This is a genomic window from Streptomyces sp. AC555_RSS877 (genome assembly GCF_019049245.1).
Classification (GTDB): Bacteria; Actinomycetota; Actinomycetes; order Streptomycetales; family Streptomycetaceae; genus Streptomyces.
On the sequence record NZ_JAGMUK010000218.1, the window covers coordinates 79,039 to 91,490 of the forward strand.

Annotated in this window: 12 protein-coding genes; 7 read left to right on the forward strand and 5 right to left on the reverse strand. The window is 72.9% G+C overall.

What is annotated here, in order from left to right:
• Positions 1–128: 128 nt before the first annotated feature.
• Together KUM49_RS44140 and KUM49_RS44145 are read right to left on the reverse strand one after the other, a co-directional pair.
• A complete protein-coding gene (locus KUM49_RS44140) occupies positions 129–953 on the reverse strand; it encodes a ferredoxin reductase (protein WP_374200276.1) in 825 nt (274 codons plus the stop codon).
• Positions 946–1,551, reverse strand: coding sequence for a sulfite oxidase-like oxidoreductase (locus KUM49_RS44145; RefSeq protein ID WP_217242602.1), 606 nt, complete (start codon positions 1,549–1,551; stop codon positions 946–948). Before KUM49_RS44145 ends, KUM49_RS44140 begins: the two co-directional genes overlap by 8 nt.
• A gap of 220 nt (positions 1,552–1,771) precedes the next feature.
• Between KUM49_RS44145 and KUM49_RS44150 the strand changes: the two genes are divergently transcribed.
• Entirely contained in the window at positions 1,772–2,698 is a 927-nt protein-coding gene (locus KUM49_RS44150; RefSeq protein ID WP_217242784.1) for an NADP-dependent oxidoreductase, read from the forward strand.
• Between the two features lie 2 nt (positions 2,699–2,700).
• Positions 2,701–3,486, forward strand: a complete 786-nt coding sequence (locus KUM49_RS44155; RefSeq protein ID WP_217242785.1) for a GNAT family N-acetyltransferase — start codon at positions 2,701–2,703, stop codon at positions 3,484–3,486.
• 22 nt (positions 3,487–3,508) lie between these two features.
• Here the strand turns inward: KUM49_RS44155 and KUM49_RS44160 are convergent, their stop codons facing one another.
• A complete protein-coding gene (locus KUM49_RS44160; RefSeq protein ID WP_254402734.1) occupies positions 3,509–3,910 on the reverse strand; it encodes a MarR family winged helix-turn-helix transcriptional regulator in 402 nt (133 codons plus the stop codon).
• 263 nt (positions 3,911–4,173) lie between these two features.
• On the opposite strand from KUM49_RS44160, the gene KUM49_RS44165 reads away from it, so the two are divergent.
• Positions 4,174–5,016: a putative protein N(5)-glutamine methyltransferase gene (locus KUM49_RS44165; RefSeq protein ID WP_217242604.1), complete on the forward strand. Its 843-nt coding sequence runs from the start codon at positions 4,174–4,176 to the stop codon at positions 5,014–5,016.
• Between the two features lie 99 nt (positions 5,017–5,115).
• On the opposite strand, the gene KUM49_RS44170 is transcribed toward KUM49_RS44165, so the two are convergent.
• Positions 5,116–7,107, reverse strand: a complete 1,992-nt coding sequence (locus KUM49_RS44170) for a SpoIIE family protein phosphatase (RefSeq protein ID WP_308407015.1) — start codon at positions 7,105–7,107, stop codon at positions 5,116–5,118.
• Positions 7,108–7,490: 383 nt separating this feature from the next.
• Between KUM49_RS44170 and KUM49_RS44175 the strand changes: the two genes are divergently transcribed.
• The 4 genes from KUM49_RS44175 to KUM49_RS44190 all read left to right on the forward strand — a co-directional run bounded on the left by KUM49_RS44175 (position 7,491) and on the right by KUM49_RS44190 (position 11,811).
• Positions 7,491–8,366: a hypothetical protein gene (locus KUM49_RS44175; protein ID WP_217242605.1), complete on the forward strand. Its 876-nt coding sequence runs from the start codon at positions 7,491–7,493 to the stop codon at positions 8,364–8,366.
• A gap of 131 nt (positions 8,367–8,497) precedes the next feature.
• Positions 8,498–8,863 (forward strand): hypothetical protein, encoded by a 366-nt coding sequence (locus KUM49_RS44180; RefSeq protein ID WP_217242606.1) that lies wholly within the window; start codon positions 8,498–8,500, stop codon positions 8,861–8,863.
• A gap of 325 nt (positions 8,864–9,188) precedes the next feature.
• Positions 9,189–11,204, forward strand: a complete 2,016-nt coding sequence (locus KUM49_RS44185; protein ID WP_217242607.1) for an NADPH-dependent 2,4-dienoyl-CoA reductase — start codon at positions 9,189–9,191, stop codon at positions 11,202–11,204.
• 31 nt (positions 11,205–11,235) lie between these two features.
• The gene (locus KUM49_RS44190) at positions 11,236–11,811 is read left to right on the forward strand and encodes a PadR family transcriptional regulator (protein WP_217242608.1); all 576 of its coding nucleotides are present in this window, start codon (positions 11,236–11,238) and stop codon (positions 11,809–11,811) included.
• Here KUM49_RS44190 and KUM49_RS44195 read toward each other — a convergent pair.
• Positions 11,808–12,344, reverse strand: coding sequence for a hypothetical protein (locus tag KUM49_RS44195; RefSeq protein WP_217242609.1), 537 nt, complete (start codon positions 12,342–12,344; stop codon positions 11,808–11,810). The genes KUM49_RS44190 and KUM49_RS44195 overlap by 4 nt on opposite strands.
• Positions 12,345–12,452 lie beyond the last annotated feature (108 nt).

Genomic DNA, 12,452 nt, shown 5'->3' on the forward strand with positions numbered 1-12,452 from the left:
ACAGGGTGGTGCCGAAACGCCAAAGGGCTCCGGGGGCTCCGGGGGCCGCGTGAGCCGGCCACGAGGGCACGGCGGTCACGTTCGGTGACGCGCAGGGCTCTGCCCGCGACGCGTTCGGTTCCCGCCCGTCAGCCGAAGCGTTCGATCCGGATACGGTCCACCGGCTGACCTGCCTCGACCAGCAGCCGCGAGGCGTGCTCGGCGAAGGCGTTGGAGCCGCACACATAGGCCTCCCACCCACCCGGAGGCTGCTCGGCCAGGAGCGGCGCCACATGTGCGGCGGACACACGTCCCACCGGCGCACCCTCCGGCGCGCTCCGCGTGAACACCGGCGTGGTCTCGGCGCCCAACTCCCGCGCGTAGATGAGCTCTTCGGGGCCGCGCGCCGACACCAGCATCCGCAACGGCACGGACAGGCCCCGCGCCCGGTGGTGGCGCACCATCGACATCAGCGGTACGACACCGGAGCCGGCGCCGATCAGCAGCGCCGGCCGGTCGCCGGGCCAGGCGAAGAATCCGCTCAGCGGACCGCGTACCTGGACCTCGTCGCCGGGCCCCGCCACCGTGTGGAACCAGCCCGAGACCTCGCCGCCCTCCACGTGGTCCAGGGTCAGCTCGATGTGCCCGGAGTCGTCGGGGGCGGACGCGATCGAGTAGTGGCGCTGCGCCGCGTAGCCGTCCTCGGCGGTCAGCCGCAGCATCAGGTGCTGGCCGGGCAGATGTCCCGCCCAGGCGGGCACCGCGAAGCGGTAGGTGGAGGCGCGCGGGGTCTCGCGGCGGATCTCGGTGAGCGTGGCGGTCTGCCACATCGAGGCGGCCCGGTTGCTCACGGCGATCCGCCCGGGCACGGCGAACCGCGTCGCAGGCGTGAAGCCGGAAGGAACGGAGTCGGGGGACACGAAGCCGGCGGTGGTGGAGGCAGGGGGACCGGGGGAAGTGGACGTCTCAGTCACCGGAGTACCGCTGCTCCTCCCAGGGGTTGCCCCGCTCGTGATAGCCGTTCTGCTCCCAGAAACCCGGCTCGTCGTGGTCGAGGATCCGCAGGCCCGCGATCCACTTGGCGCTCTTCCAGAAGTACAGGTGCGGCACCAGCAGCCGTGCCGGCCCGCCGTGCTCGGCGGCCAGTGGCTTCCCGTCGTACTCCCAGGCGATCCAGGCACGCCCGCCGGTCAGGTCGGCGAGCGGGAGGTTGGTGGTGTAGCCGGTGTGGGAGTAGGCGACGGCATGGGTCGCGGAGTCCTGCGGCCGCACCACGTCCAGGAACGTGTCCAGCGAGACCCCGCCGAACCGCACCCCGAACTTCGACCAGCTCGTCACGCAGTGGATGTCGCCCTCGTAGGCGGACGCGGGCAGCTCGTGCGCCTGTGCCCAGTCCCAGGTGCGGGGCGCCTCGACCAGCCCGTCGACTCGGAACGTCCAGTCGGCGGGCGTCAGGTCGGGCGTGACCTCCGCGGACAGGACGGGCCAGTCGTCTCCGGCGTCGTACTGGCCGGGCGGCAGCCCCGGGTTGTGGAGGCGGGCGCGTCCGGTGAAGCCTCGGGTGACGTTCATATGGGTCCAGCGTGTCAGCGACGGCAGTTCCTTACGCGCTCAACCGTACGCGCACGTCGGAGATGCCCCGGCTTCGGGGCAGCCCGCGATCATTAAGGGCGCGTGAACTCTCCGGCGCCCCGGGAATAGCGGACCGCCGCTCCTCCTTGCCGACTGGTGTCGCAACCCGTGTCTCATACATCCGCCTGACCGGCGGCGACAGCGAAGGAGCGTGGCAGCAGTGCCCAAGGCGTACGTCTTCACGAGGTACGGCGGTCCGGAGACCGAGGCCCTCGTCGAGGTGGCCCGGCCTGTGCCGGGCCCCGGCCACCTCCTGATCGCGGTACGAGCCGCCGGCGTCAACCCCGTCGACTGGAAGCTGCGCACCGGCTTCCGCCGTCCCGGAGGCACCGGCGACCGCGAGTTCCCCGCCGTCCTCGGCAGCGAGGCCTCCGGGGTCGTCGAGGAGGTCGGCGAGGGCGTCGAGGGGGTCGCCGTCGGGGACGAGGTCTTCGGCAACACGGCCGCCGGCGCCTACGCCGAGTACGCCCTGCTGCCCGCCGCGGTGGCCGCGCACAAGCCCGCCGCGTTGTCCTTCGCCGACGCCGCGACCCTGCCCGTCGCCGCCGCGACCGCGTACGACGGGATCCGCCAGCTCGGCCTGCCGTCCGGCGCGACCCTGCTCGTCACCGGCGCGGGCGGCGGCGTCGGCGCCGCGGTCCTGCAGCTCGCCCGCGCCTTCGGACTGGGCGCCGTCGGCGTCGCGAGCGTGGGCAAGAAGGACTTCGTCGAGTCGCTCGGCGCCGTGCACGTTCCCTCCGGGCCGAACTGGGCCGAGCGGGCACGGGCCGCCGCGCCCCAGGGCGTCGACGGGGTCTACGACCTCGTGGGCGGCGACGTGCTGTCCGAGGCGGCGCGGTTGCTCACCGACCGGACGAAGCTGATCACCGCCGGTGCCCCGCCCGAGGACGTGGAGCGGCTGGGCGGCGCCCGGGTGGCCCGAGCCCGCAACGCGGCCGTCCTGGAGGCGGTGGCGCACCTCGTGGTGAACGGCGACCTGAACCCGCGCATCACCGAAACGTTTCCGCTCGACCGGGCCGGCGAGGCCCTGCGCACGGTCGAGGGCGGCCACGCCCGCGGCAAGGTCGTGATCGAGGTCGCCCGATGACCATGGAAGCCGCACAGGCCACGGACGGGCCCCGGCCCACCGCGCAGTCCGCCGACCGCCCGCGGACCGGCGAAGCCGCCCACGTCCTCGACAACCCCGCCCGCGCCGCGCTGACCGGACCGCATGCCCACCTCGCCGAGCGGCACGGCCGGATCCTGCGCTACCCCATGGACGTCACACCGTGGCTGGCCCTCTCCGATGAGCCCGACGCCGACGACTGGGCCGACCTCGCGGCCCTCGCGGGCCCCGGCGCCGAGGTGCCGCTGCTCGGGTTCCGCGGACGTGTCCCCGACGACTGGGAGATCACTTTCCGCATAGAGGGCGTCCAGTTCGTGGACGACGGTCTGAGCACCGCCCCGGAACCCGAGGCGGTCCGCCTCGGCCCCGACGACGTGCCCGAGATCCTCGACCTGGTCGCCCGCACCCGGCCCGGCCCCTTCCTGTCCCGCACCATCGAACTCGGCACCTACCTCGGCATCCGGCGCGGCGGAGCCCTCGTGGCCATGGCCGGTGAGCGGCTGCACCCGCCGGGCTGGACCGAGATCAGCGCGGTCTGCACGGACCCCGCCTTCCGCGGCGAAGGCCTGGCGACCCGGCTGATCCTCGCCGTCGCCCACGGCATCCGCGAGCGCGGCGAAACCCCGTTCCTGCACACCGGCGCCGGCAACACCGATGCCATCCGGCTCTACGAGTCCCTGGGCTTCCGCCTGCGCCGGACCACCGCCTTCATGGCCGCCCGGGTGCCGGAACGGCTGCCCGAGGGACGTACGGCCCTACCGGTGTCGTAGCCGCAGGGAAGCGGCAGGGGAGTCAGTCCTCCTCGGAGCCGACCGCAGGCCAGGCGTTGTACCGCAGGAGATACCGGGCGAACCGCTCCAGGTCGTCCGCCGGCCAGTCCGCGAGCCGTTCCCGGAAGGCCGCGCGGCGGCTCTCGGTGACCTGGGCCAGGATGTGGCGGCCCGCCTCCGTGAGGTCCAGGACCTGGACGCGGTGGTCCTGCGGGTCCTGGCGCCGCTCGACGAGCCCGGCTCGCTCCAGGGCGCTCACCTGGCGGCTGACCGTGGACTTGTCGAGGGCGTAGTGCGCGGCCAGGTCGGTGGCGCGGCAGCCGCCGCTCTCCTCCAGGTGGCCGAGCAGGGTGTACGAGACCAGCGACAGCTCCGGATGCATCCGTCCGGCCGAGGCCCGGGCCCGGCGGGCGAAGGACGTCATCTCGCGATGGATGGTCTCCACGGCCGCGTCGTGGGCGCTTGCTGCGGGTGCTTTCACGGTTCCTCCCTCAGGCCACTGGTTGCATAATACAACTCGTGATCGTTGGGGTAGTGTGTCCGCGCTGTGCCCGTCGTGAACGACCAAGGAGGTGAGACCCATTACCGCTGTGTCAGGTCGGGTGCTCTCTCCTCGAACCGGCGCGGATCACCGCCAGTAGGCGGCCGCGAGAGCACCCTTCGGCTTCCGAAAGGCTCTCGGCTTCCATGCCTCAACTTTCGCCCTCGTCTCCTGCCTCTCCGTCGTCACCCGCTTCCCCTTCTTCGCCGCCGTCCTCCCGCTCGTCCCATGACGCCGTCGTGGCCGCGCTCCGCGCCGCCGGCTGTGTCTTCGCCGAGGACGAGGCGCGGTTGATCCTCGACGCCGCCCGTACCCCGGCCGAGCTGGCCGCCATGGTCGACGGCCGCGTCCTGGGCCGGCCCCTCGAACTCGTCCTGGGCTGGGCCGAGTTCCGGGGGCTGCGGATCACCGTGGAGCCCGGCGTCTTCGTGCCCCGCCGCCGTACCGAGTTCCTCGTCGGGCAGGCCGTCGCCCAGGTCCCCGACGCGTCCGTCGTGGTGGACCTGTGCTGCGGCTCGGGTGCCGTCGGCGCCGCCCTCGCCACCGCGCTCGGCCACGTCGAACTGCACGCCGCCGACATCGAACCCGCCGCGGTGCGCTGCGCCCGCCGCAACGTGACCGCCGTCGGCGGTCACGTCCACACGGGCGACCTCTTCGACGCCCTCCCCGCAACACTGCGCGGCCGCGTCGACATCCTGGCGGCCAACGTGCCGTACGTCCCCACCGGCGAGGTCGCCCTCCTGCCCGCCGAGGCGCGCGACCACGAGCCGCTGGTCGCCCTCGACGGCGGTGCGGACGGCCTGGACGTCCTGCGCCGGGTCGCGGCCGAGGCCCCCCGATGGCTCGCCCCCGGTGGCTGCCTCCTGGTCGAGACGAGCGAACGCCAGGCGCCGGCGGCCGTCGAGGCCTTTCTTCGCAGCGGTCTCAAGACGCGCCTGGCCGTGTCCGAGGAGATGTACGCCAACGTGGTGGTCGGAACCCGGCCGTAGTCGGCCGTGGCGCGACCGTGGGCCGACGGCGTTGCGCCCGCCAGGGTGTTGCCGGGCGGAGCCTTCGGTCGCGCCCCCGGTCGCGCCTGCCACGTCAGGTCAGGGGGTGGTCTGCACCCGGGCGATGAGCAGTGCCACGTCGTCGGAGTTGTCGGGCTGGTGCAGGGTGCGCAGCAGGAGGTCGCAGACCTCCTCCAGCGGGCGGTCGGGGCCGTCGAGCAGGGCCAGCAGGGCGTCCAGGCGTTCGTCGAGCGGGTGTTGCCGGGTCTCGACGAGGCCGTCGGTGTAGAGCACCAGCCGGTCACCGGGTTCGAGGTCGACGGTCGTGGTGGAGAAGGCGACGCCGCCCACGCCCAGCGGGGCCCCGGTGGGCAGATCGAGCAGCTCCGGTGGGCGGCCCGGACGCAGCCGGGCGGGTGGCAGGTGCCCGGCGTTGGCGATCCGGCACTGCCGCAGCTCCGGGTCGTGGACGACGTACACACAGGTCGCGATCGACTGGTCCGGGCCGTCGGTGATCCGGTCCAGATGCTCCAGGAGCCGGGCCGGGTCCAGGTCGAGGGAGGCCAGCGTGTTCGTCGCCGTGCGCAGTCGGCCCATGGTCGCCGCCGCGTTGAGACCGCTGCCCATCACGTCGCCCACCACGAGCGCGGTCTTGCCGCCGTCCAGCGGGATCACGTCGAACCAGTCGCCCCCGACCTCGGCGGTGGCGCCGGCGGGCTGGTAGCGCGAGGCGACCTCCAGGCCGCCCGTCACGGCCGGATGGCTGGGCAGCAGGCTGCGCTGGAGGGTGAGGGCGGTGTCGCGGGCGTTCTGGTACCAGCGCGCGTTGTCGATCTGCACGGCCGCGCGGGACGCCAGTTCCCGGGCGAGCAGCACGTCGTCCTCGGTGAACGGCAGCGGGCTGCGGGTGCGCTTGAGATCGAGGGCGCCGAGCACCTCGCCGCGCGCGATCAGCGGCACCGCCAGATAGGAGTGCACGCCCGCCCGGGCCAGCAGCTCGACCGCCTCGGGGGAGCGGGCGATGCGGGGCAGGTCCCCGGCCGCGACCTGCGCGACCAGGACCGGCTGTCCGGTGCGCACGCATTCGGTGACGTGGCGGTCGGGGGCGTACCGGGCCACGTGTCCGGGCGGGTCGGCGGCACGCAGGGCGTCCGGGGCGCGGTCCGCCTCGACGGCCAGGGCCCGGATGACGGCCGGTTCCGCCGGGCCGAGCGTGCTGGGCCTGCCCTGCACCACCGCTTCCAGCAGATCCACGGCCGCGATGTCGGCGAGGTCGGGCACGGCGACCTCGGCCAGCTCCCGGGCGGTGCGGTCCAGGTCCAGGGTGGTGCCGATCCGGGCGGAGGCGTCGGCGACGAGGGCCAGGCGCCGCCGCGCGGCCTCCGCCTCGACGGCCGCCCGGTGCTGCTCGGTGACGTCCGCCACCGAGCAGGCCACGCCCAGTACGGTCCCGACCGCGTCCTCCAGCCGGTAGAGCGAGACCGACCAGGCGTGCTCCTCCGCGGGATCGGCCGGTGTCCGGCCCACGCTCCGCTGGTCGAGCAGCGGCCGTCCCGTCTCCAGCACCCGGCGGGCCGCGGACTCGAGGGCCTCGGCGTCGATGTCCGGCAGGACGTCGCCGATGGCGCGTCCGACGTGGTCCTCGGCCGGGATGCCGTTGATCCGCTCCAGCGCCGGGTTGACGGAGACGTACCGCAGGTCGGTGTCGAGGACGGCCAGCCCGGTCGGGGACTGCGCGACCATCCGCGTGGACAGCGCCACGTCCCGCTCCAGCCGCCGTAGGGTCGACTGGTCGGCGGCGAGGCCCAGGGCGTAGACGTCGCCCCGGTCGTCGAGAAGCCGCATGTTGCGGAACTCCACCAGCTTCGTGGTGCCGTCCTTGTGCCGCACGGGGAACGCACCGGCCCAGCCCTGACCGGTCTCCATGACGTCGGCGAACAGCTTGGCGACCAGGTCGACATGCTGCTCGTGGATCATCAGGTGCGCCGCGTAGTGCCCGAGCGCCTCCCGGGCCGGGTAGCCGAACAGCTCCTCGGCCTGCGGGCTCCACAGCACGATGCGCCCTTCGGTGTCCAGGACGATCGATGCCACCCCGAGCACGTCGAGGAGCCCGCTCGGCTGCACCGGACCACGCACCGGCCGCGCGGCCGGGTCGCCGGACCGTACCTGCTGCTCGCCGCCCTCGGTCACCGGGCCCTCCCGGCTGCTCTCATTGCACGCACCGCCTTCGGCCGCCCTCGCGGCACGCAGTTCCCCCGTATGACTCCACTTGTTCTACCGCGTCCAGCCGTCTCTGTGACGTCACCGGGGGCTTCTTCCACCATCCCGCAACACGGCGGTGGCCGTCCGGCGAAGCCGGAGCACGGCGTCGTGACCGAGCCGACACCCCCGTCAGCGTATTGGTCTGTACATGACCATCCGGGCGGGCCACACTGTCCGCCGAGTACTCCCACCCCCCCCCGGAGGAGCCTTCCATGCCCCTGCGCGCCCGGCAACGTTGTCGGGCGGTCCTCGTGGCCGCCGTCGCCCTCACCGCCGCCACGGTCCTGGGAACCGCCCCACCCGCCTTTGCCGCCGACACCTGGACCGAGGCGGGCTCCGACCGCGCCGACCCGCTGACCGAGAGCCAGGGACTCACCTCCGTCGAGGTCCCGGCCGGGGCGGCCAACCGGTACACGGGGATCGGCACCATCCCCGTCGGCCTCAGCAGCCGCGGCTGGAACCACGTGGGCGACCCCGACACCTCCTACGACGGCCACTACATCGAGCCCTACCAGCGGGACTCCGGCACCACCAAGATGTTCCGCGTGCAGTCGCCGGACGGGACCTGGTCGGAGTACGTCCACACGCTGGGCTCCGGGGAGGCGCTGAACAACTCCTGGGTCGCCGTCTCGCCCGGCGGCCAGTGGATGCTGGCGGGGGAGTACGGCACCATGAGCCGGCTGCTGGTCTTCCCCACCCCGGGCGTCAACCCGGCCACCTCGCCCTCGGCGAACCTCCCGCAGGCCGCCACCGTCCGCCTCGACCACGCCGTACGCGACGTACAGGGCTGCGACTTCCTCAGCGCGACCCGGCTGCTGTGCTCCTCGGACGATCCCGCGGGCACGCTCTTCGGCATCACCAAGCCGCTGCTCCAGATCGACCTGACGGCCGAACCCAACGGCACGTCCGACGTCACCGGCCACGTCACCGCGCTGCGTCAGCTGCCCCTGCGCAGTTCCTGCTCGGGCACCTTCGAGGCGGAGGGCATCGACTACGACCGCCGTACCGGCACCCTGCGCGTGATCGTCGTGTCGCCGGGGTTCTGCGTCCTGACCGACAGCACGACGTACCGCTTCACGCGGGGCTGACCGTGCCGGCCGAGGGTGTGGGGCGGCGCCGGTAGTGCTCTGCCCGCGGTGGTGCTTATCTGGGGGTGGGGTGCGGTACCGCAGGGTTTGCCCCGCGGCACCGCAGCGCGGCCACGAGAGGAGCGATCACGATGGACAGCGAGCGACCGCACCCGGAATCCGTCTCCGTGGAACTGAGCGGCAGCAAGGAGGACGCCCGGATCGTGTTCGACACCCTCTGCGCGTGCTTCGGGTCCGACCGGGGCGCGGAGGACGTACCCCGGGACCACCACGAGGTGCGTCCGACCGTGTGGCTCGGCACCTTCGACGTGGCCGACGAGCACGAGGGCTGCCCGCCGGCCAGTCTCGGCTCGTCCGTCATGGCCGACGTGCAGGGCGGCTACTGGGCCGTCGACCGGTTCCGTACGACTCTGGACTCCCTCTTCACCGTGCATGACCTCACCACGGTCTCCGGCGACCAGGAGAGGGAACTGCACGTGCGGCTGGAGAGCCACTAGAACCGGGCGCGGCCGGCGCGCGGGACGAGTGGGCGACGATCGGATCGTCAAGCCCGCCGCGTTCCGCGCCGGCCGTCCCGGCGGCGTGCGACGCATGTGCGCGCTCGCGGCCTAGGGGCATCGGGCGGGGGCCCGGCCGCGCGCCGCCGTGCTCGTCGAAGATGCCGTCGAGTCTGCCGCGCGCCGCACGTCACCCTCCGTGCGGACTTCCCCGGCGTCCGACGTGGTCGGCATCACCCCTCCCCGATTGTGCAACTAGTTGCATAAAGCGGGTCCGGTCCTCTAGAACAAGAGGGCACGACACCGCCGCGCACGGAGGGCCCTGATGAGCCGTTACCCGCACCTGCTGTCCCCGCTCGATCTGGGCTTCACCACGCTGCCCAACCGCGTCCTCATGGGGTCGATGCACGTCGGCCTGGAAGAGGCCGAGCGCGGCTTCGAGCGGATGGCGGAGTTCTACGCCGCCCGGGCGCGCGGGGGAGTGGGCCTGATCGTCACCGGCGGTATCGCCCCCAACGACGAGGGACGGCCGGGCGAGGGCGGCGCGAAGCTCACCACCGACGCCGAGGCCGAGCAGCACCGCGAGATCACCGAGGCCGTGCACCGCGAGGGCGGCCGGATCGCGATGCAGATCCTGCACTTCGGCCGGTACGCCTACCACCGGGACCTCGTCGCCCCCAGCCCCCTCCAGGCGCCGATCAGCCCCTTCGTGCCGCGCGAGCTCACGGACGCCGACGTCGAGAAGACCATCGACGACTACGTCCGTACCGCCGGCCTGGCCCGGCAGGCCGGGTACGACGGCGTCGAGATCATGGGCTCCGAGGGCTACCTGATCAACGAGTTCATCGCCGCGCAGACCAACCACCGCACCGACCGCTGGGGCGGCTCGTACGAGAACCGCATGCGTTTCCCCGTCGAGATCGTCCGGCGGGTGCGCGAGGCCGTCGGCGAGGACTTCATCCTCATCTACCGGCTGTCCATGCTGGACCTGGTCCCGGGCGGCTCGACGCTCGACGAGGTGATCACCCTCGCCCAGGCCGTCGAGGCCGCCGGGGCGACCATCATCAACACCGGCATCGGCTGGCACGAGGCCCGCATCCCCACCATCGCCACCTCGGTGCCGCGCGGCGCCTACACCTGGGTGACCAAGCGGCTGATGGGCCAGGTGTCCGTCCCGCTCGTGACCACCAACCGCATCAACTCCCCCGAGGTCGCCGAGGAACTGCTCGCCGACGGCTGCGCGGACATGGTGTCCATGGCCCGCCCGATGCTCGCCGACCCCGACTTCGTCGCCAAGGCCGCGGCCGGCCGCCCCGAGGCGATCAACACCTGCATCGGCTGCAACCAGGCGTGCCTCGACCACACCTTCAGCGGCCGGATCACCTCCTGCCTGGTCAACCCGCGCGCCTGTCACGAGACCGAGCTGGTCCTCGCCCCGACCCGGCTGCGCAGGCGGGTGGCCGTCGTCGGCGCGGGACCGGCCGGTCTCGCCTGTGCCGTCAGCACGGCCGAGCGCGGCCACGCGGTGACGCTCTTCGACGCCGCGAGCGAGATCGGCGGCCAGCTCAACGTCGCCCGCAAGGTCCCCGGCAAGCAGGAGTTCGACGAGACCCTGCGCTACTTCCGCCACCAGCTCGACGCCCACGGTGTCGACGTACGGCTCAACACCTGGGTGGCCGCCGAGGACCTCGCCGACTACGACGAGGTCGTGGTCGCCACCGGCGTCACCCCGCGCACCCCCGACATCCCTGGCGTCGACCACCCCAGCGTCGTCGGTTATCTCGACGTCCTGCGCGACGGCGCCCCCGTCGGCGACCGCGTCGCCATCCTCGGCGCGGGCGGCATCGGTTTCGACGTCGCCGAATTCCTGACCGACGGCGGCGACAAGACGAGCGAGGACCCGGCGACGTACTTCCGCCAGTGGGGCGTCGACATGGACTACGCGGCACCCGGCGGACTCACCGCCCCCGAGCGTCCCGCCCCGCCGCGCACCGTCCACCTCCTTCAGCGCAAGACCACCAAGGTCGGCGCCGGCCTCGGCAAGACCACCGGCTGGATCCACCGCACCGAACTCAAGCACCGCGGCGTCACGATGGTCCCGGGTGTGCGCTACGACCGGATCGATGACGCCGGCCTGCACGTCACCGTCGGTGACACGAGCACGGTGCTGGAGGTCGACACCGTCGTGCTGTGCACGGGGCAGGATCCGCGCCGTGACCTGTACGAGGCACTGCTCGCCGCGGGCCGCAGCGTCCACCTCATCGGCGGTGCCGACCTGGCCGCCGAACTGGACGCCAAGCGCGCCATCAAGCAGGGCACCGAGCTGGCGGCGGCACTGTAGGGCCGTATGACGGCCTCCCTAGGATGACCCCATGTCACTCCCGCACGCGATCCTCACCGCCCTGCTCGAAAGGCCGTCGTCGGGCCTGGATCTGACCCGCCGGTTCGACCGGTCGATCGGCTACTTCTGGTCGGCGACGCATCAGCAGATCTATCGCGAGCTGGGAAAACTGGAGGCCGAGGGCTACATCAGGGCGCTGCCCGCCGAGCAGCCGGCGCGCGGGCAGAAGAAGAGCTACGAGGTCCTGCCCGCCGGCCGCGCCGAACTCGGGCGGTGGACGGCCGCGGCGCAGGACCCCAAGCCGCACCGCGACGCGCTGCTCCTGCGCCTGCGCGCCGCGGCCGTCGTCGGCACCGCGGGTCTGGAGTCCGACCTGCGCCGCCATCTCGACCTGCACCGGCTGCAGTTGGCCGAGTACGAACAGATCGAGCAGCGCGACTTCCCGCCCGGCCACGACAGCGCGCAGGCCAGGCTGCAGCACCTGGTCCTGCGCGCGGGCATCGAACTGGAGACCTTCTGGACGCAGTGGCTCACCGAGGCCCTGGCGGAACTGCCCGCTCTCGAAGAGGGGCTCGGCCAGGGCCCGCCCGGCGGATCGGGTCCCTAGAGCCGGTAGGGCTTCGAGCGGCGGCGCAGGAACCAGACGGTGGCCAGGGCGCCCGCCCCCACCAGGGTTCCTCCGGCGACCAGCGTGAGCGTGCCGTAGTCCTTCGTCGCGCCGCCCACGCCGCCCATGACACCCCGCGACGGCGTGGCCGTGGCGGAGACCGTGGGAGTGGACACGGGGGTCACGATGACCGACTGGGTGCCCGCGGTGCTGTTGTCCGCGCAGCGGACGATGACGGTGTAGGTGCCCGCGCTCACGCTCGACCAGGCCGCCGACTGAAGGTTGCTCGTCCCGGACAGCGACACCTGGCGGCCCTGTGCGAAGGTCGCCTGGCTGCTGTTCAGGAGTGAGGCCGTGCCCCAGTTGCCGTTGACCTGCGTACAGGCGCTGGTCGTGACGGAGACCGTGGACCCGGTGGTGCTCACGGAGATCCCCGGGCCGGCGGCAGCCGGCGTCGCGGTCAGGGCGAGCGGCAGCGCGGCGGCGGCTGCCACGGTCAGGCCGGAGCGGAGCAGAAGCTGAGTAGTGTCCATGGACCTGTTCCTCCGGCGGCACGGTTGGCGGTACATCCCTTGCGCCGCCGAGGATTGGGAACGCCCGTGCTGCCCTCAACGGGAAGCCAACGTGCCCACGGCCCGTCC